Consider the following 19802-nt stretch of genomic DNA (forward strand, 5'->3'; position numbering starts at 1 on the left):
CGGCGATGCGAAACCTTCTCGTTGCAACACTTTTCTCCATGGGCGCGATGGCGCTCGCGCAGCAACCTGCGGCCACCACCAAACGCCCCATGACATTCACCGACCTGATGGCGATGAAGCGCGTCAGCGATCCCCAGGTCTCGCCCAGCGGCAATTGGGTGCTCTTCTCGGTGACGGAAGTTTCGCTGGAGAAGAACCGCAAGGTGAACCACCTGTGGTCAGTGCCTTTGGACGGAGCTGAAGACCACGGGCCAAAAGAGAGCAAAGTTACGAACGGCAGTGGCGAAAGCAACGGCCGCTTCTCGCCCGATGGCAAGTGGGTGATGTACACCTCGAGTGAGACGGGTTCGTCGCAGATCTGGCTCGCACCGTGGGACGAGAAGAACGGCAAGCTCGGCGCGGGGCATCAGGTGACGGCGTTGGAAACCGAGGCCGATGGTGCGATCTGGGCACCGGATTCGCGGCATGTGTTGTTCACGTCGAGCGTGTGGCCTGCGTGTGAGTCGAAGCTGGCGGCGGGGCCTGCGCATGATGATGCCGAGGCAAAGTGCAACGCGGACAAGGATGCGGCGGAAGCGAAGAACCCGGTGAAGGCGCGGGTGTTTGATTCGTTGCTGTATCGGCACTGGAACCAGTTCATGGGGCCGAAGCACTCGCACATCTTCTATGCGGATGTGATGGCAGGCACGCATGTGTCGCCGACGGACCTGACGCCTGCGAGTGTGGTGGGTGATCATGAGGCGCCGACGTTCTCGCTGGGCGGACCGCTGGGGTATGCGATCTCGCCGGATGGCAGGGAGGTCGCTTACGTGGTGAACCTGGATAAGGTTCCGGCGGAGTCGACGAACAATGATGTGTTTGTGCTGGCGGTGGGGGCTGATCCGAAGACGGCGAAGAAGGTGAGCACGGCGGCGGGGAGCGATGATGGTCCGCAGTACTCGCCGGATGGGAAGTGGCTGGCTTGGCGGAGTCAGGCTCGGAATGGGTATGAGTCGGACAAGTTTGATCTGGTGGTGATGGATCGGGCTACGGGGAATATCAGGAACCTTACGTCGAAGTTTGATCGAAGTCTGGATGAGTTTACCTGGGGTGGTACTGGATCTCTACTGACTTCGAACTCGCTCAGTGGTCATACGAATATCCAGCTTGTTACGTTGGAGGGCAAGCTGAGCAATACCTACAATACATTCGAGGCTGGCCCGAGAGGTGAGTACAGCGACATCATTCCACTGCATACAGAAAACTCGGTGGTTGCTGTGCGAATGGCGTTGAATGAGCCTCCTGAGATTGCCAAAATTGCAAACACGATGGATAGTGGCACAACGAAAGATGGCCATGGCTTCTATCACTTTTTCGGCACGATGCATAAGAACCTCTCGCATCAGAACGACGCATTGGCTGCATCGTTGGAGTTACCGCGACTGGAGAATTTCGATTTCGCTGGCGCGAACGGCACGAAGGTGCAGGGCTTTATCGTGAAGCCCCCGAACTTTGATCCGGCGAAGAAGTATCCGGTGAAGTTTCTGATTCATGGTGGGCCGCAGGGGGCCTGGGGAGATGCCTGGTCGTATCGGTGGAACCCGGAGTTGTTTGCGGCGGATGGCTACGTTGTCGTGATGGTGAATCCGCGTGGGTCGGTGGGGTATGGGCAGAAGTTTACCGAGCAGGTGAGCGGCGATTGGGGTGGGCGTGCGTATGAAGACCTCATGCGCGGGTTGAATTATGCGGAGCAGCATTACAGCTTTATCGACAAGGACCGCGAGTGCGCGCTGGGTGCGAGCTATGGCGGTTACATGGCCGACTGGGTACTCACACACACGAATCGCTTCAAGTGCATCGTGACGCATGATGGCATGTACAACCCGCAGTCTGCGTTTGGTACGACGGAGGAGTTGTGGTTCAACGAGTGGGAGTATCGGCCGCTTGCGTCGAACGCTCCTGACGCCGTAGTGGAGCAGGCGAAGCCCGCGCACCCGTGGGACTTCTACGACAAGCCGGTAAGCGAAGACCCGTTCCGCAAGTGGTCGCCGATGCTGCACATCAAGGACGCGCATACGCCGACGCTGGTCGTGCATAGTCAGCACGACTACCGTCTCGATGTAAGCGAGGGCTTTCAGCTCTTCACCGCGCTGCAACTGCTCGGTGTGCCCTCGAAGATGCTCTACTTCCCGGACGAAAGCCACTGGGTGCAGAAGCCGAAGAACTCCGAACTCTGGTACCAGACCGTCAACGACTGGTGCGATCGCTGGACAGGCATGGGCAAGTACAAGAGCGTCGGCCCGGAGACGAGCCCTGCTGCCGCGAAGCCTGCGATACGCGTGATGAAGTCCGGGAAGAACGGAGGCTAGACGTGGCGTTTGGAAGACCGACAAAGCCGCGCGCGCCGAAGGGCTATACGGAGCTGCTCGACTTCGCTGTAAAGTCTCTCGGCGCAAAGATGAAGTCCGAGCGTGACCTCCGTCGCAAGCTCGCAGAGCGTGCCTCTCCGGACGACGACGGTCGTGCGGATGTCGAGCGCGTGATGGCGAAGCTGAAGGAGCTTGGCTATCTCAGCGACGAACGCTTCGCCGCAGACTACGCACGTCTGCGCCAGGAGAACGAAAAGCTTGGCCGCCGCCGCGTGCAGCAAGGGTTGATGCAGAAGGGCGTACCCTCTGCCGTGGCGAACGAGGCCATCGGCGCGCAGTACGACGAGGTCGACGAGGTGGTTCTGGCTCGTCAGTACGTCGAACGCAAACGGCTGAAACCACCCAGCGGCGACCGCGAGAAAAAGGCCAAGGAGACGGCGAAGATTATGCGGCGGCTCGTGGCTGCAGGCTTCTCCTCGCGCTCCGTATGGAAGGTTCTGCGCGACTGGGGCGGCAGCGACGTCGAAGAAGTCGATATCGCGGACGAGGACGCCTGAAGTCGTACAGTAAAAGGGTGGAGAGATAGATGATCGTCCGTCCGAAACCGAACGTGTTGCAGTTGATGTTTATCTGGCGTCAATCCATCCTGACGCAGATTTACGGCCAGATTCTTTCGATCTTCTTGTGGTCGCTCGCCGCGATAGGAATCGTGCGCCACTGGCCCACTGTCTTCCACGCCTGGAACGCCGCACCGTTCACCCTGCTCGGCGTCGCGATCTCCATCTTCCTCGGCTTCCGCAACAGTGCTTGCTACGACCGCTGGTGGGAGGCGCGCCGTCAACTCGGTGCGATGGTTGGCGAGATGCGTTCGTGGACACGCATCGTGCTTGCCTTGCCTGGTGAGGACGTTGAGCGTCGCCATCGCATGGTGCGCGGAGCCGCTGCGTTTACCTGGGCATTGATGGCTCATCTTCGCGGTAAACCAATGTCGCCTGAAGTGAGCGCCTACGTACCTGAGGAGTGGCTTGCAGCAGAGACCAACGACGTACCAACGCAGATCCTTGAGCACCTCAGCCTCGAAGCCGCAGCGATGCTGCGCGAAGACGTGATCACCGAGGTTGCGTACAAGCTTCTCGAAGAGCGCCTGGTGGCGTTCGCTGGGTTTCAGGTTGCGTGCGAACGCATTCGCGGAACTCCGACGCCTTTCACCTACACGCTCCTCGTACACCGCACGGCATATGCATACTGCGCCTTGTTGCCCTTTGGTCTGGTGACGTCGATGGGTTGGGGAACACCGTTGTTCGTCGCGCTGGTCGCGTACGCGTTCTTCGGCCTCGACGCTCTGGGCGATGAGCTCGAAGCGCCGTTCAGTGACCACCCAAACGCTCTCGCGTTGAGTTCGTTGGCCCGCACCATCGAGATCAGCCTGCTGCGTTCGATCGGGCAGACGCAGCTTCCTGCTCCGCTCGCGCCGACGGCCTGGATACTCGAGTGAGTTCGCAACCCACGAGGCTTGTCGCCATCGACTGGTCTGGCCGCATCGATGTGGCTGGGCAGCGGCGGCATATCTGGGCAGGCGTCTGGACGCAGCTTGCGAATGGTCGTGTGCGTGTGCAGCTTGAGGCTGGGCGGACGCGTGAAGAGATGGCCGCGTGGCTGATCGAGCTTGCCGCGGAGACGCCGAGCATGGTGATCGGCATCGATGCCTGCTTTAGCTTTCCTGCGTGGTTTTTGGAAGAGCATGGATGTGCCGATGCGTTTGCGTTCTGGCGCAAGGCGAATGCGGGGCTGGCGGAGCAGTGGCTTGCGCGCGAGTGCGATGAGATAGCTCGCGATGAACGCTTCTGGGGCAAGCCGCACAAACGGCCGGAGCAGTTCTGCGGCGAGGGATATCGGCGGATGTTTCGCTTTGCTGATTACGACAACAAGATCGCACAGGGGCTTGATGGGGGCGACCCGGAGCGAGCGGCGAAGATGCGTGGGATCACGGCGAAGTCTCCGTTTCAGATTGGCGGCTCGGGCTCGGTGGGGACGGGTTCGCTGCGCGTGATGCCGATGTTGGAGCGGCTACGCAAGGCGGGGTTTCGGGTGTGGCCGTTTGAGTCGTCCGCGGTGGGCGCGAAGCAGCCGCGACCGCTGGTGTGCGAGATGTACACGCGGCTGATGACGGGCGCGGTGGCGAAGTCGAATGCGGAGGCGCGGAAGGCGTATCTAGCGGCGAAGCGGAAGATGGATGCGCTGTATGCGTCGGTGGGCTCGGCGGTGATGCAGAAGGCGCGTGGGAGTGAGGATGCGTTCGATGCGCTGGTGAGCGTGGTGGAGCTTGCGCGGCACGCGGAGGAGTTTGCGGGGTTAAAGGCTACGCGAGATGCGGAGTTGAGGCGTGAGGGGCTGACGTGGTGGCCGGGAATTGTGGTTTAGTAATTCACTGTCGGCTTGTAGTCGAGCACATCAAGGCGGGCGTAGTGCTCGTTGACGATGGTGAGCTGCTGGAAATTGTTTGGGCTCTCTGCTTGCGCTGGAATTGTTCTGAACTCAACTGTGGTTTCGTAGTCGCAGGCTTCGTGATGGTCTGATTGATGCTCGCGGCCCTCCAAGAAGTCTTTCGCATTGTTCACCAGGGTTGCGTAGACGCCTTGGTTCGGACCGCTTTTGTAGCTAATGGTAGATTTTCCGTCTTTGCTGATACGGACGGTGAAGGTTATCGAAGTTTGCAAGTGCGCAGCGCGAGCGATTGGCGGAAAGATCGGGATCCTCGTGTCGACGACATGTATGTTGTCGCAGCTAGGTCCTTGTGCGGTTGCAGCAGCCGAGATGAATGAGAAAAATACTGCGATCAAAAGTCCACGCATATGCACCTCGCAGCCAAACTACACACTGATAAACTTGAAGTCTATGCGTAACTTGTCCGGCAATCAGATTCGTGAAGATTTTCTGCGGTTTTTTGAAGGGAAGGGGCACCGTCGTGTGCACTCTTCGTCGCTGGTTCCGGCCAATGATCCGACCCTGCTGTTTACCAATGCGGGTATGAACCAGTTCAAGGACGTGTTCCTTGGTGCCGAGAAGCGTGAGTACTCGCGCGCGACGACCTCGCAGAAGTGCGTGCGTGCAGGCGGCAAGCATAACGATCTGGAGAATGTCGGCTTCACGCGGCGTCATCACACGTTCTTTGAGATGCTCGGCAACTTCAGCTTCGGCGACTACTTCAAGAAGGACGCGATTGCGTATGCGTGGGAGCTGCTGACGTCGCCGGATTGGTTTGGAATTCCGACGGACAAGCTCTACGTCACGATCTTCGAGGGCAATGAGAGCGTGCCGCGCGATGACGAAGCCGCTGCGTTCTGGATGGAGATCGGTGTCCCTGCGGACCGTATCTTCGGCATGCCGGCGAAGGACAACTTCTGGCAGATGGGCGATACGGGCCCCTGCGGTCCTTGCTCGGAGATCTTCTATGACCTCGGCGTCGAGGGAGCGGAAGAGGCTGGTACGGACAAGCCGTTCCCGCAGGACGATCAGCGTTACATAGAGATCTGGAACCTGGTGTTCATGCAGTTTGATCGCGCGAGCGATGGCACGCTGACGCCGCTGCCGAAGCAGTCGGTGGATACGGGCATGGGCCTCGAGCGCGTCTCGGCCGTGCTGCAGGGTAAGCTGTCGAACTACGAGAGCGATCTGTTTACGCCGCTGATTGCTGCGGCGCAGAAGCTCACCGGCTTCAAGTCGGAGATGTCGTTGGAGCAGCTTGCGATCAGCGATAGTAAGGGTGCGCCTTCGCTGCGCATCATTGCGGACCATGCGCGTTGCGCAACATTCCTCATCGGCGATGGTGTGTTGCCTTCGAACGAAGGCCGCGGGTATGTGTTGCGCAAGATTCTTCGTCGTGGCATTCGTCATGGACGTTTGTTGGGGCAGGAGAAGCCGTTCATGCACGAGATGGTCTTGGTTGTGCGTGATGAGATGAAGGCGGCGTATCCGGAGTTGGTGGAGAGCGCCGAGCGCGTGGCGAAGGTGGTGCTCGCGGAAGAGCAGCAGTTTGCTCGTACGTTGGAGCTTGGTCTTCGCAACATGACGGAAGACGTACTGCGCGATGGTGCGAAGGCGTTCTCGTTGTACGAGACCTTCGGCATGCCGCTGGACTTCATGGTGGATGCGGCGCGTGATGCGGGAATTGAGTTCGACACGGAAGGCTTTGAGCGCGCGAAGTTGGAAGAGCAGCAGCGGGCTCGTGCTTCGTGGAAGGGCGGATCGCAGAAGACGGCGGCGCCGGTGTATCGCGAACTCGCGCAGACGGTGTTTGAAGGCTACGGCGCTACGCGTGTCGATGGCGCGAAGGTGATGGCGCTGGTGAAGGATGGCGTGGGCGTCAGCGCGTTGAACGCGGGCGAGCGTGGCGAGGTTGTGCTCGATGCGACGAGCTTCTATGCGGACTCCGGCGGACAGGTCGGCGATGTGGGTTGGCTGTATGCGGCGGATCATCAGACCGCTGTGGCTGAGGTGAGCGGATGCAAGAAGCCGGTGCAAGGTGTGTTCGCGCATCAGGTGGTGGCCAGACACACGATCGCTGTAGGCGACACGGTGGACACCGCGGTGAACGTGGGTGTGCGCAATGCGACAATGCGCAATCACACGGGAACGCATTTGCTGCACGCGGCGTTGCGCCAGGTATTGGGCACGCATGTGAAGCAGGCGGGATCGCTGAATGATCCGGGTCGTCTGCGCTTCGACTTCTCGCACTTTACAGGTGTAGCCGAGGAAGAGTTGCAGGAGATTGAGGACATCGTCAACACGCAGATTCTGGCGAACACGCCCGTGCAGACGATGGTGGATGTGCCGATCGATGTGGCCGTGCACGAGTATGGCGCGATGGCGTTGTTTGGCGAGAAGTACGGCGAGCGCGTGCGCGTGGTGAAGATTGGCGACTTCTCGACGGAGCTTTGCGGCGGCACGCACATTGCGGCGACGGGTGAGATTGGTTTGCTGAAGTTGGTGGGCGAGTCGAGTGTGTCGAGCGGCGTGCGTCGCGTGGAAGCGGTGACGGGCGCAGGTTCGTTGGAGCTCTTCCGCCGCGATGCCGAGGTGTCGAAGGTGGCCTCGCAGGTGGCGGGTGAGGCGAGCGCTTCGGCGCTGGTGGCTCGTCTGACATCGCAGGATGAGGAGCTGAAGAAGCTGCGTCGCGAGTTGGAGCAGATGCGCATGAAGTCGGCTTCGGCGGCGACGGCGGATGCGGCTTCGAACGCTGTGGAAGTGAAGGGCGTAAAGGTTCTCGCTCAGCGTGTCGACGCGTTGGACAAGTCGCAGATGCGCAACCTTGTGGATGAACTTCGCGGCAAACTGGGCACGGGCGTTGTGGTGCTGGGCGCAGCTACGGCTGAAGGCAAGGTTTCGCTGATCGTGGGTGTGACGAAGGAGTTGACCGGCAAGCTACAGGCAGGCAAGATCGTTGGCGCACTGGCGGCGAAGGTTGGCGGCAAGGGCGGTGGACGTCCTGACCTGGCTGAGGCTGGTGGCTCAGATGTAGCAGCGCTGGATGCTGCGCTCGCGGCTGCGGGTGAGGTTGTGAGCGAGCTTCTGGGCTAACCCCTCTACTCCCGGGTAATAGAAAGGGCTGCGGAGAAATCCGCAGCCCTTTCTTGTTTTGCTTTGAGAGAGATAGCCGGGTAACAGAAAAGAAAACGCGACGACGCCAAGGTCGCCAGGTTTCGCCACGAGAGTGGCGGCGGCAGGGCTGAGGGCCATCTCTACTCCAAAACGCAAAGGGCGCAGAGGCAGTCCTGGCTTAGCGGACGGACGTGCTTTGAGGTATCGCCCGGGGTACGCCGGAGGATTCACAGGGCGAGATGGGCGGGGAGAAAACCTAGACTAGATGAGCTATGGTCTCTTTCCGCCATCGTGGGTTGGTCGCCGGGTTACTGGGTGGGGTTGTGCTGCTGGCGCAGGCCCAGAGCGGTGGTGCGTGGGATGCCGCTGTGCAGGCGCGGCAGGCGTTTGAAACCAAGCCGGGGCACAGCAAGGCTGAGTATCGCCGCGTGATGGATAACTTCCGCACGATTTATCACGAGAACCCAGCCGATGTTCATGCCTCTCGCGCGGTGCAGCAGGTGGCCGAGTTGCTGGCCGAGCAGGGCCGTGAGCTGCATGACACCAAGAGCCTGAACGATTCCTTAGGGCAGTATGAGTTTCTGAAGCAGGCGTATCCGCGGTCGATGGCCGCGCGCGAGAGCGCCGATGTGACGCTGGATACGATCAAGGCCGGGACGAACTCGGCCGTGGTTCCCGTGGCTGCGGAGGTTGCGTCGAGTGAGGGCAACGGCGCTCCGGCGAGCGGCGACGATCATTATCATCCCCCGATACACCACGACGATGTCGCCGCAAAGCCCGCTGCAGAAGTCGCTTCGAGTGGCGTGATGGCTCCCGTGGTGAGGACGCCGGAGGCTGTGACGATTGCGCAGCCGGTAAGGGCGAAGTCAGACGCGGTGGAGTCCGTTGAGCTTGGCGCGAAGTCGTCTGAGCGCAAGCCGATGGCGATGGTGACGGGCATACGGCACTGGTCGACGTCGAGCTATACGCGCGTGGCGATCGACCTGGGGGATGAGGTGACGTATGAAGCGGCGCGGGTGGAGCATCCTGACCGCATCTACTTTGACCTGCACCATGCGAAGCTGGCGCATGAGTTGAGTGGCAAGAGCTTCAACGTAACGGATGACGGTTTTCTGACGCGGATTCGCGCGGCGCAGTACTCGGACGATGTGACGCGCGTGGTGCTGGATGTGCACGAGGTGGCGGAGTACTCGGCATTCTTGCTGCCGAATCCTTATCGGCTGATTATCGACATCCACGGCAAAGAGCAGGGACAAGGCCTCGTGCCCGATGCCCAGGGTGGAGCTGCGAGTCCTGTGGCTGGGCCCGCGGAGAACCTCGACGCAAAGAGCGCGAAGGGGACGCAAAGAGAGAGCACCCCTACGGAGACTGTGAAGCCGAAGGCCGAGGGCGCTCGTGCAGGTGTGGAGGTTTCGAGCTTGCCGCCGATGGCGGTGACGGATGGCAGCGCTGATTTTGGCTTGCCCTCGCGTGGTGCGAAGCGAAGCGCGACGGTGGCTGCGCCTCGCGTGGTGGTCTCGCAGAGATCGACCGCCTCGCGGCCGGTGCCGAACTCGACCGTGTCTACGGTAGGAGCAAGCACGCCGGACGTGGCGGCGGTGAGCAGACAGCCAGGCCGTGTGGATGCGACACGACGACCCACGTCGGGGCCGATCGCGGAGAAGACGCTGGTGGCGTCTGTACCCGTGAGGCCGGGGCGGCATGTGACCGGCGAGCCGACCAAGGCTGCTCCACCGACGGCGGATGGCGAGACGAGCCTGATGCGTGCGCTGGGGTTGAAGATCGGTCGCATCGTGATCGATGCCGGGCATGGCGGACATGACTCGGGCACGCTGGGCGTGGATGGCATTGAAGAAAAGGACGTCGTGCTCGATGTAGCGCTGCGGTTAGGCAAGCTTCTGCATGAACGGCTGGGCGCGGAGATTGTGTACACGCGCGCGGACGATACCTTTATCCCGCTGGAGACGCGGACAGCGATTGCGAACAAGGCGCAGGCGGACCTGTTTATCAGCGTTCATGCGAATAGCTCAAGCGATGCAAGCGCCCGCGGCGTCGAGGTGTACTACCTGAACTTCACAAGCGACCCGGATGCGATGCGGGTCGCGGGGCGAGAGAACGCTGTCTCGAACGCGAGCGTGCATGAGCTGAGCGAGCTGGTGAAGAAGATCACGCTGAAGGACAAGATCGAAGAGAGCCGCGAGCTGGCGAGCGATGTGGACCAGTCCCTCTATGCGGGGCTGGAGCGCGGTAACGGCGATCTGCGGAATCGCGGCGTAAAGAAGGCTCCGTTTGTGGTGTTGATTGGCGCGAATATGCCGTCGATCCTGGCAGAGATTTCTTTTGTAACGAACCCCCGCGATGCGGCTCAACTGCGAACGAGCGAGTATCGGCAGCGGGTGGCGGAGAGCTTGTTTGCCGGGGTGCGACGGTATGCCGAGGGGATTAACGGGACGAAAGCCAGGCCTGCGACGCAGCGGGCTGAGCGGTAGGCCTTAGGGCCCAGGCCGTGTTGTATCGGGTTGCTCGGTGTGTGGTGCAACTCCCTTTTGATCAAGAGTATACGGCGATATTTTCTTGACAACTATCTGGAATGCGAGCAGACTCGCTTCACCACAACAGCACCTGCTTTCCGTGTAGCCTGCGTAGCTGTTTCATTCGGTCACACTCTGAGGCCCCGGTACGCTTTCCGGATTTTTTCTCGAAAATCGAATTCTTTTTACGGCGGCGGAGTTCTCGTTGCTGTCCTGACTTCGTGCGCCTCTGTGCGCCCTATTGGTTGTGAACTGGCTGAGGAGGCCTGCGGACTTATGAAGAGTTTGGCAATGTGTGCAGCAACCATCTTGATGTTGAGCGGTAGTGGGTATGTGCAGGCGCAGGATGTTGCGGGCGGCCCGCCGAAGATTCTGCAGATTGTGAGCGAAGAGTTGAAGCCGACGACGAGCTCTGCGGCCCATGAGAAGACGGAGGGTGCGTTCCTCCAGGCGCTTGTTTCCTCGAAATCGAAGTCGCGCTACCTCGGGATGACCTCACTGACCGGTGCGCCGCGCGCCTTGTTCTTCAGCGCGTACTCCTCGTTTGGGGAGTGGGAAGAGGAGGTCAAGGGCAACAGCAAGCTTCCCGGGCTGGATGCCGCGATGGATAAGGCCATGGCGGCGGATGGCGCGCTGCTGAGCGGAATCACGATGACTGCGTGGAGCCATCGCAGCGACATGAGCATGAATGAGCAAAATCTGAAGGGCGTGCGTTACCTGGAGATCTCGCAGTACAACCTGAAGCCCGGACATACGGGCGAATGGGGTGAGCTGGCCAGGCTGGTGATGGCTGGCTATAAGGAAGGTATTCCCGAGGCAAGCTGGACGGTCTACGAGCAGACCTATGGAGGGCAGGGGGATTCATTTCTGGTGATCGTCACGCTGAAATCGGCGGCAGAGGTCGACGAGCATATGGCGGGCGGCAGGAAGTTTGCTGAGGCGCTGGGGCCGGAGCGCATGAAAAAGCTCGAGGAGCTAACGGCTTCGAGTGTCGAAAGCCAGCAAAGCAACATCTTCGTCTTTGCGCCGAAGATCAGCTATCCCGACCAGGCTATGACGGACGCTGATCCTACGTTCTGGAAGCAGCCGAAGGTAGCGCCGAAGAAGTAACTTTGCTGCAAGACACAAAACAGCGATGGCCTCCGTGAAGGAGGCCATCGCTGTTTTGTGTCCGAGGACAAGTCTTCGCTGGCGAGGTTTAGCCCGCGAGGTAGAACTCGGCGACTTCGAGATCGCCGGGCTGGGTGACCTTGAAGTTGCGGCTGGATCCGGGAACGACGTAAACGGGAACGCCCGCGCGCTCGAGGAGCGAGGCTTCGTCGGTGCCGGTGAACTCGTCGCGCTGAGCTTCGGTGAAGGCGCGGCGCATAAGCGGGACCAGTGAACCCTGCGGGGTCTGCGCGTGGACGATGAGTTCACGCGGAATCGTGGCGGTGATGAGGGCGCCGTCGGCGGTGCGCTCGACCTGCTTGATGGTATCGATGGCGGGCATGCCGACGATGGCGGCCCCATGTTTGCGGATAGCTTCGATGGTTTTGCCGATGGTAGCCGGTTCGATGAGCGGGCGCACGGCGTCGTGGACGAGGACGATGTCGTCGTCGGAGGTCGAGGGCAGGGCGCTGAGGGCGTTGGCGACAGAGTCCTGACGGGTGTCGCCGCCGGTGACGACGTGGACACGGCCGTGGAGGGAGTGCGTGTCGAGCAGTTCGTTCATGCGCGGCTTTTCGTTTTCGCGCACGGCGAGGTAGACGCCGGTGACTTCGGGTAGGGCGAGGAAGGCCTGAATGGAGTGGACGAGGATGGGCAGGCCCTTGATTTCGAGGAACTGCTTTGGCGCGCCGCCCGTCTGGGCCATGCGGGTGCCGATGCCGGCTGCGGGAAGAATGACGAAAACGCTCATGGGAGACGTAGTTTAGCGCAGTGGAGGAGGGTTTAGGGGGCAGGGTATAGGGTTTAGCAATGCTGGGGCATCGGGAAGGCGTTGCCATTAGGCTTAGTGGATGGCGAAGGGTACTGTGATTCTGCCGCTGGATGCGGCTTTGTTTCGTAAGGGGGAGCGGGTTTGCTGTGCGGTGTCGGGTGGGGCCGACTCGACGGCGATGCTGCTGGCGATGGTGGAGGCCAATGGCCGAAAGGATCCGCTGGGCGTGGAGTTGAGCGCAGCGCATGTTCACCATGGGCTGCGAGGCGAAGAAGCTGACGGCGATGAGGCGTTTGTGCGCGAGCTTTGTGAGCGGCTGGGGGTGCCGCTAACCGTGTTTCTCGTGGACACGACAGCCCGTATGGAGGCCGAGGGCGAAGGGCTGGAAGAAGCGGCCCGGACGCTGCGGTATGCGGCTTTGCGCGGGTTGGCGGTGGATGCCATCGCAACGGCGCACACGCTGGATGATCAGGCTGAGACTGTGGTGATGAAGCTGTTGCGCGGAGCGTGGACTGAGGGTTTGGGGGGGATTGCCCCAGAATTAGAGGGAAAAGCGCAGAGTTTAGAGCCAAGAGACAGCGGGCCGAGGGTGGTAAGGCCGGTTTTGCGGGTTCGGAGGAGCGAAATTGAAACGTTTTTATACGCGCGGGAGCAGGGTTGGAGAGAGGATTCGTCGAACCAAAATGTGAGTCTGACGCGGAATAAGGTGCGGCATGAGTTGATGCCGGTGCTGCGTGGATTCAACCCGGGGCTGGATGGAGTGCTGGCCGGGATGGCTGAGGTGGCCCGCGAGGAAGAGGCTTTCTGGGCGGTCGAGGTGGAGCGGACGCTGCGAGCGGTGTTGTTGCCCGGCAAGCCGGTGCGTGGGGGCGGCCGGGCGAGTTCGACGGCGGCCGGGTCGGCGAGTGGGGCGGTGGAGATTGAGCGGCTGAAGGCGATGCCTGCGGCGCTGCGGCGGCGGGTGATTCGGGCAGCGATCCGAGCCGCTGGGGTTCGGCTGACGGCGGAGGAGACGGCGAAGGTGCTGGCCTTGGGTGGTTTTGGCGGGTTCCCGGGAGTTACGGGGAAGATTGGGAGCCGGTTGGAGCTGCGCGAGGGGCTGCGGGTGGAGCGGTCGGCGAGAGAGCTGCAGTGGAGCCGGGAGTCGGCCGATAAGGGGATTTGAGGCTCGGGATCGAGGCCGGAGCTTGAGGCCGGAGCTTGAGGCCGGGTAGGGAAAGAAGACGCCACGACGCTACGGTCGCCAAGTTTCGCTACGTAAAGGCGAGAGCTTGAAGGGCGAAGGGCGAGAAAAGCGAGAGAAGCTTGAAAGGCGAACACGGAGGACACAGGGGAGCCACGGAGGGGCACGGAGGGATTGGTGGGATTGGGGATGCAATAAATGGCGGGGTGGTGCGTTATTGGTTTGTGGTGCGTGGTTACGGAAAGGTCGCTGGAGAGGATTTGCGCTGACGAAAAAGGCGTAGGGATTTCCAGCAACGTAAAAGGTGCATCAGCGTAGAATTATTGGTACTTCCCGCCGGTTGCACCCTTCGGCGGCGGATGTCGTCTAAAGTATGCAAGGCATTGGGAAGTGCGCCTGCTTGCGAGTCTGCGTAGCGGCTCTGTAGGCGAGAGGAAACGAGGAACAAGTTTGAATTCAACGGTCAAACATCTGCTGATCTGGATCCTGACGGTTACATGCCTGATTGGCGTGTGGCAGTTTGTTTCTAAAAACATGAGCGCGGGACACAATCAGGCCATCAGCCTGAGCAAGCTGCAGACCGACGCGGATGCGGGCAAGATTTCTGAGCTGACGGTGAACGGTACCGAGGTGACGGGCAAGTACAAGGAGAGCAAGGAGTCGTTCACGACGACGATTCCGGCCAACTACCCTGACCTGTACAAGGACCTGCAGCAGCACGGCGTAAACGTAACCGTGAAGGACCAGCAGGGCAACATGTGGATTTCGGTGTTGCTGAACATTGCACCGATCGTGGTGATCCTGGCCCTGTTCCTGTTCATGATGCGCCAGATGCAGTCGGGCGGAAACAAGGCGATGAGCTTTGGCAAGAACCGCGCTCGTCTGCTCTCGATGCAGCAGAAGAAGGTGACGTTCAAGGACGTTGCCGGCGTGAACGAAGCGAAGGAAGAGCTGAAGGAGATCATCGAGTTTCTGCGTGAGTCGCAGAAGTTCCAGCGCCTGGGCGGACGTATTCCCAAGGGCGTGCTGATGGTCGGACCTCCGGGCACGGGTAAGACGTTGCTGGCACGCGCGGTTGCGGGTGAAGCAAATGTTCCGTTCTTCTCGATCTCGGGTTCGGACTTCGTGGAAATGTTTGTGGGTGTTGGTGCGAGCCGCGTTCGTGACCTGTTTGAACAGGGCAAGAAGAACGCTCCGTGCATCATCTTCATCGACGAAATCGATGCGGTTGGACGTCACCGTGGCGCAGGTCTCGGCGGCGGACACGATGAGCGCGAGCAGACGCTGAACCAGCTTCTCGTCGAGATGGACGGCTTTGAGTCCAACGATGGCGTGATCCTGGTAGCGGCGACGAACCGCCCGGATGTACTTGATCCGGCTCTGCTTCGCCCGGGCCGTTTCGATCGTCGCGTGATCGTCGATCGTCCTGACATCCGTGGCCGCGAAGAGGTTCTGCGCGTCCATGCGAAGAAGGTTCCGATGTCGGATGATGTCGACCTGAACATCCTGGCTCGTGGAACACCGGGCTTCAGCGGTGCAGACCTGGCGAACATGGTGAACGAAGCTGCTTTGACGGCGGCCCGTTTCAACCGCAAGGCTGTCCACATGTACGACTTCGAAGTTGCCAAGGACAAGGTCCTGATGGGTGCAGAGCGTCGTTCGATGCTGCGCAGCCCGGAGGAGATCAAGAACACGGCGTACCACGAAGCGGGACATACGCTGGTGGCTGCACTGCGCGATCACTCGGATCCGCTGCATAAGGTGACGATTATCCCGCGTGGCATGGCGCTGGGCGTGACGGTGTATCTGCCGGATGACGACCAGCACCAGGTGACGAAGGACTACCTCGAAACGCGCCTGGCTATGATGATGGGCGGACGTATCGCGGAAGAGATCTTCACCAAGCAGATGACGACGGGTGCAGGCAGCGATATCGAGCGCGCAACGGCTTTGGCTCGTGCGATGGTGTGCGAGTACGGTATGTCGCCGCTTGGACCGATGACGTTCGGCAAGAAGGAACAGGAAGTGTTCCTGGGCCGTGATCTTGGCCAGTCGCGTGACTTCTCGGAAGACACGGCTCGTCAGATCGACACCGAAGTACGTCGCTTCATCGATGCGGCTTATCAGTCGGCGTATGCGATTCTGGACGCGAACCACGACATCATGCACCGCATGGCAACTGCCCTGGTGGAGCGTGAGACGCTGGATGCGGCAGAGATCGAGTTGATCATCGCAGGCAAGGAGCTTCCGCCGATGAAGTCGGCTCTGGCTGCTGCCGGCAGCGGTGACGACACGCAGGAAGTGTTGAAGCCGGGCGGCGGACGCAAGCCGGGCTTTGGCGAGAGCGCACATACGCCTGCGTAAGAGCAGGAAGTCGGAAAAGCAAGGAAGAAAGGGCGGCCATTGGCCGCTCTTTCTTTTGTCTCGGTTAGGATGGTGCCGAGGTTTCTCATGACATTTTCAGGGATGTCCAGGAGAGCTGTCGCATTTGCTCTTGCTCTTGTGTTCTCAGGTTGCGTTTCGAGCGGCAATCCGTCGCCGGTTGCGCCGGGAGATCCGCTGTCGATTACGAAGCAGCCAGCGGATGCCAGTGTTCCGATGGGGCTTACGGCCACGTTTTCGGTACAGGCGAGCGGCTCCAATCTGCAGTATCAATGGCTGAAGAGTGGCGCAAGCATCAGCGGCGCCACGAGCAGCAGCTACACCACGCCGATTACGGCTTATGCCGATGATGGGTCGAGCTATTCGGTGAGAGTGAGCGGGCAGGGTGGAAGCGTGACAAGCTCTGTGGCGCATCTGAGTGTGACTGCGCGTGCGCCTGTTACGGGCGATCTGCGGTTCGGTCAGGTTGGATCGTCGGCGACCGTCAACGGATACTCTGTCGGCGACGTAAAAGTCGTTGTTCCTGTGGGGTGTCCTCCACCGGGAGGATCCTCTCCCAGCTATTCCTATGGGGGGTTTGGGAGCTCTCTGCAGGTTGGAAATAATGCCTGCACGTGGTCGTATGAGATTCTGGGGCTCTCAGCGTCGATCCGGACGTTCTACGGTGTGGCGCAGGTCGCTCAATTGGACTCCGTTCTGTCGCAATCGAGCACGCCTGAACTGTCTGGAAGTGATTCGCGTTCGGTGGTGAGTGGGTTGCAGATACCCTCTGTTTACAGCAGTTACGTTGCGTACACCTATCGATCCGACTCGCAGGGGGCGGCGTATACACGTTCTGAGGCTACGGTCTCTGTGGCTGATTTTCCTGCGATAGCAGCGCAAGAGGCTGCAAGTGGTCGGGTGATCACGGCGTTCTATGTGCTCGGCTCGAACGTGACGTACTTTGCTTATGGCTGGGCGGGAGACCCGAATAGCGTTTATGAAACACAAGTGGTCTCAGGCACGCTTGCTACTGCTGCCGATATGGTCAAGAGTCTTGCCGCGCAGGGGTATATCGTGACGGCGAGCACGACGGGGCAGGCTGCCGACGGAAGTGGGGTATGGATTGTCGGAACGCGTTTCCAGGGCGACGCGACCCCAAGGCCTGTTCTTGTCGAGTACGGTGGCATCGATCAACTGGAGGCAGGGGGATATGCTTTGGTGATCTGGTCTCAGGATTTCAACGGCGGCTTGTCGGGCTCTCAACTAATTGGTGAGAGGTAGATCTGTGGGTTTGTAATCGACGGCAAAGGTCGGGGCTGGAGCCCCGACCTACCGGTTTACGCACAGTTGGAATTTGTCGATACATAGGGAAGCGTTGAAGCACAATAGAGGGATGAAGCTTGCTCTCTGTCTTGCCGCTTGTGCTTTGTGCTCGGCCGTAGCTTTGGCGCAGGGTTCGACCGCTGTGACGAACACGACGCCGGGGTCGGCGAGTGCGGCGCAGAGGGCGCGGGCGCTGGATGTGCTGAAGCCGCCGACGGCGGATGATCTGCTGCGTGGGCCGTATGGGACGTATCGCGCGAACAATGATCTGCTGAGCTACAAGCTGGATGTGCGCGTGGACCCGGTGGCGCAGACGATCAAGGGCGTGAATACCGTACGCTTCCGCATGCTGAAGGACGGGTCGCGGATACAGCTTGATCTGACACCGGAGCTGGCCGTAGACAGCGCCACGATGGATGGGAAAGCGCTGAAGGTTTCGCGCGATCTGCGCGCTGTGTTTATCGACACGCCGGAGGCAATGCGCAAGGGCAAGGTGTATGCGGTGGCCGTGGCTTGGAGTGGGAAGCCGGTGAAGCAGGGACGGTTCGGGTGCTTCTCATTCGACAAGGACAAGGAAGGCAAGCCGTGGATTACGACGGCGTGCGAAGAAGAAGGCGCAAGCACCTGGTGGCCGAACAAGGACCAGTGGAAGGATGAGCCGCAGGAAGGCATGGAGATCAATGTCTCGGTGCCGAACGGCTTGATGGATGTGTCGAACGGGCGGTTCGTGGGTTCGAAGGATTTAGGCGATGGCTACACCGAGTGGAAGTGGAAGGTGAGCTATGGCATCAACAACTACGATGTGGCGCTGAACATTGGAGAGTATGTTCACTGGTCGCTGCCAAAGCATGGCGAGACGACGCTCGACTTCTATGTGTTGCCGGAGAACCTGGAGAAGAGCAAGGTGCAGTTTGCACAGGTGCCGGAGATGCTGGAGGCGTATGAGCATTACTTCGGCGAGTATCCGTTTGTGCGCGATGGATACAAGCTGGTCGATGTACCGTATGCGGGCATGGAGCACCAGAGCGCGGTGGCGTATGGCAATCGCTATGCGAACGGATACTACGGTCGCGACTGGACGGGGGCGGGGATTTCGACGAAGTTCGACTTCATCATCATTCATGAGAGTGGGCATGAGTGGTTTGGCAACGCGGTGACGGCGGCGGACAAGTGCGATATGTGGATCCACGAAGGATGGACCACGTATATGGAGTTGCTGTATGTGGAGTATCGCTGGGGGAAGGGCGATATGCTGCGCTATGCGAATGGGCTGAAGCCGAAGGTGCATAACGAGCGGCCGGTGATTCCGCCGTGCGGGGTGAACGCGGAGCCGCCGCAGGACCAGTACTTCAAGGGCGCGTTGATGATCAATACGCTGCGCTCGCTGGTGGGCGATGATGCGAAGTGGTTTGCGGATATTCACGACTTCTATCAGCAGTTCAAGTATCAGCAGATTACGACGGCGCAGGTGGAGGATTGGTGGTCGAAGCGGACGGGGATGATGCTGAAGCCGTTCTTTGACGAGTATCTGCGCCATGCGACGATGCCTGTGCTGGAGTTGAAGTTTGCGGACGGTAAGGTGAGCTATCGCTACAAGGCAGAGGAAGCGAAGTTTGCGATGCCGGTGAAGGTGGGCGAGGCTGCGCACTGGAATGTGGTGACGCCGGTGGTGGGTGAGTGGAAGTGGATGCCGTGGACGAAGGGCAAGGATGCGTTTGCGGTGGATACAGATGAGTACTTCGTCGATGTGGTGAAGGAGTAGGCGTGGTGAAGAAAAGCTTCAACGCGAAGTTTGCAAGGTTGGCCGCGAAGTTCGCGACGGTGATGGTGGCAGGAGTGATAGGTTTGCCTGCGCTTGTTGGTTGCGGCTATCACCAGGCTGGAGCGGCGACGCATCTGCCGGCGGGTGTGCAGACGCTGGCGGTGCCGGTGTTCAAGACGAAGGTGCAGGCGTATCGCACGGAGCGCGTGTTTACGGAGGCCGTGGTGCGGGAGTTGAATACGCGTACGGGGTACAAGGTGCTGACGTCAAGCGGTGATGGCACGTGGAGCGGGGCGACGGCGGATGCAGTGTTGCGAGGCACGATCGAGCAGGAGAGTGTGGCGCCGTTGACGTATGACCAGAACAGCGGACAGACGTCGAGCTACCTGGTGACGATTGTGGCGAGTGTAGAGATCACCTCACGCGATGGCCGCGTGCTGTATCGCAACGATCAGTTCGGATGGCATGAGCAGTACCAGTCGACGCAGGATCTTTCGAGCTTCGTGCAGGAAGATTCGGCGGCGGTGGGGCGTATTGGGCATGACTTTGCGCAGGCGCTGGTGAGCGATGTGCTGCATAGTTTCTAGAGCGTAGCGAAAAGAAGACGCCAAGGTCGCCATGCTTCGCCAAGAAAGACAAAGCGAACACGGAGGGACACGGGGCGTCACGGAGAGACACGGGGCGTCACGGAGAGACACGGGGCGTCACGGAGAGACACGGGGAAAGACGTGACCAGAAGGGCGAGAGGTTTCGCTACGCGAAGGGGTAGAGG

At 60.3% G+C, this 19802-nt stretch carries 14 protein-coding genes; 12 read left to right on the plus strand and 2 right to left on the minus strand.

The genetic code is table 11. The features are described from left to right. Positions 1–5 precede the first annotated feature (5 nt). Genes PW792_03575 through PW792_03590 form a run of 4 tightly spaced genes read left to right on the plus strand, consistent with a single transcriptional unit; the run spans position 6 to position 4769 of the window. Positions 6–2348 (plus strand): S9 family peptidase, encoded by a 2343-nt coding sequence (locus tag PW792_03575; protein MDE1161011.1) that lies wholly within the window; start codon positions 6–8, stop codon positions 2346–2348. Positions 2349–2350: 2 nt separating this feature from the next. Next, the gene (locus PW792_03580) at positions 2351–2905 is read left to right on the plus strand and encodes a regulatory protein RecX (GenBank protein MDE1161012.1); all 555 of its coding nucleotides are present in this window, start codon (positions 2351–2353) and stop codon (positions 2903–2905) included. A gap of 29 nt (positions 2906–2934) precedes the next feature. Next, entirely contained in the window at positions 2935–3843 is a 909-nt protein-coding gene (locus PW792_03585; protein ID MDE1161013.1) for a bestrophin family ion channel, read from the plus strand. Next, positions 3840–4769, plus strand: coding sequence for a hypothetical protein (locus PW792_03590; protein ID MDE1161014.1), 930 nt, complete (start codon positions 3840–3842; stop codon positions 4767–4769). Before PW792_03585 ends, PW792_03590 begins: the two co-directional genes overlap by 4 nt. On the opposite strand, the gene PW792_03595 is transcribed toward PW792_03590, so the two are convergent. Then, positions 4766–5200 (minus strand): hypothetical protein, encoded by a 435-nt coding sequence (locus PW792_03595; protein MDE1161015.1) that lies wholly within the window; start codon positions 5198–5200, stop codon positions 4766–4768. The genes PW792_03590 and PW792_03595 overlap by 4 nt on opposite strands. Before the next feature lie 43 nt (positions 5201–5243). Between PW792_03595 and alaS the strand changes: the two genes are divergently transcribed. From alaS to PW792_03610, 3 genes are all read left to right on the plus strand, one after another. After that, positions 5244–7925, plus strand: a complete 2682-nt coding sequence (gene alaS / locus PW792_03600) for an alanine--tRNA ligase (protein MDE1161016.1) — start codon at positions 5244–5246, stop codon at positions 7923–7925. A gap of 293 nt (positions 7926–8218) precedes the next feature. Continuing rightward, the gene (locus PW792_03605; GenBank protein ID MDE1161017.1) at positions 8219–10435 is read left to right on the plus strand and encodes an N-acetylmuramoyl-L-alanine amidase; all 2217 of its coding nucleotides are present in this window, start codon (positions 8219–8221) and stop codon (positions 10433–10435) included. A gap of 318 nt (positions 10436–10753) precedes the next feature. Beyond that, a complete protein-coding gene (locus PW792_03610; protein ID MDE1161018.1) occupies positions 10754–11587 on the plus strand; it encodes a hypothetical protein in 834 nt (277 codons plus the stop codon). A gap of 88 nt (positions 11588–11675) precedes the next feature. On the opposite strand, the gene ispD is transcribed toward PW792_03610, so the two are convergent. Further along, complete coding sequence (gene ispD / locus PW792_03615) at positions 11676–12377, minus strand: 2-C-methyl-D-erythritol 4-phosphate cytidylyltransferase (protein ID MDE1161019.1); 702 nt, start codon at positions 12375–12377, stop codon at positions 11676–11678. A 100-nt stretch (positions 12378–12477) separates the two neighbouring features. Between ispD and tilS the strand changes: the two genes are divergently transcribed. From tilS to PW792_03640, 5 genes are all read left to right on the plus strand, one after another. After that, a complete protein-coding gene (gene tilS, locus PW792_03620) occupies positions 12478–13563 on the plus strand; it encodes a tRNA lysidine(34) synthetase TilS (protein ID MDE1161020.1) in 1086 nt (361 codons plus the stop codon). Positions 13564–14031: 468 nt separating this feature from the next. Further along, positions 14032–15945, plus strand: coding sequence for an ATP-dependent zinc metalloprotease FtsH (gene ftsH / locus PW792_03625; protein ID MDE1161021.1), 1914 nt, complete (start codon positions 14032–14034; stop codon positions 15943–15945). A gap of 102 nt (positions 15946–16047) precedes the next feature. Beyond that, on the plus strand, positions 16048–17226 hold the full coding sequence (locus PW792_03630; GenBank protein ID MDE1161022.1) for a hypothetical protein: 1179 nt from the start codon (positions 16048–16050) through the stop codon (positions 17224–17226). Positions 17227–17338: 112 nt separating this feature from the next. Then, complete coding sequence (locus PW792_03635) at positions 17339–19030, plus strand: M1 family metallopeptidase (GenBank protein MDE1161023.1); 1692 nt, start codon at positions 17339–17341, stop codon at positions 19028–19030. Between the two features lie 2 nt (positions 19031–19032). Next, positions 19033–19617: an LptE family protein gene (locus PW792_03640; GenBank protein ID MDE1161024.1), complete on the plus strand. Its 585-nt coding sequence runs from the start codon at positions 19033–19035 to the stop codon at positions 19615–19617. Positions 19618–19802: the final 185 nt, after the last annotated feature.

The sequence above is a fragment of the Acidobacteriaceae bacterium genome (assembly GCA_028283655.1).
Lineage (GTDB): Bacteria > Acidobacteriota > Terriglobia > Terriglobales > Acidobacteriaceae > Granulicella.

Bases quoted from the DNA above. Each gene is read 5' to 3' on its own strand.
- PW792_03575 (MDE1161011.1), top strand. From the start codon at position 6: ATGCGAAACCTTCTCGTTGCAACACTTTTCTCCATGGGCGCGATGGCG.
- PW792_03585 (MDE1161013.1), top strand. From the start codon at position 2,935: ATGATCGTCCGTCCGAAACCGAACGTGTTGCAGTTGATGTTTATCTGG.
- PW792_03595 (MDE1161015.1), bottom strand. From the start codon at position 5,200: ATGCGTGGACTTTTGATCGCAGTATTTTTCTCATTCATCTCGGCTGCT.
- alaS (MDE1161016.1), top strand. From the start codon at position 5,244: ATGCGTAACTTGTCCGGCAATCAGATTCGTGAAGATTTTCTGCGGTTT.
- PW792_03605 (MDE1161017.1), top strand. From the start codon at position 8,219: ATGGTCTCTTTCCGCCATCGTGGGTTGGTCGCCGGGTTACTGGGTGGG.
- PW792_03610 (MDE1161018.1), top strand. From the start codon at position 10,754: ATGAAGAGTTTGGCAATGTGTGCAGCAACCATCTTGATGTTGAGCGGT.
- ispD (MDE1161019.1), bottom strand. From the start codon at position 12,377: ATGAGCGTTTTCGTCATTCTTCCCGCAGCCGGCATCGGCACCCGCATG.
- tilS (MDE1161020.1), top strand. From the start codon at position 12,478: ATGGCGAAGGGTACTGTGATTCTGCCGCTGGATGCGGCTTTGTTTCGT.
- PW792_03630 (MDE1161022.1), top strand. From the start codon at position 16,048: ATGTCCAGGAGAGCTGTCGCATTTGCTCTTGCTCTTGTGTTCTCAGGT.
- PW792_03635 (MDE1161023.1), top strand. From the start codon at position 17,339: ATGAAGCTTGCTCTCTGTCTTGCCGCTTGTGCTTTGTGCTCGGCCGTA.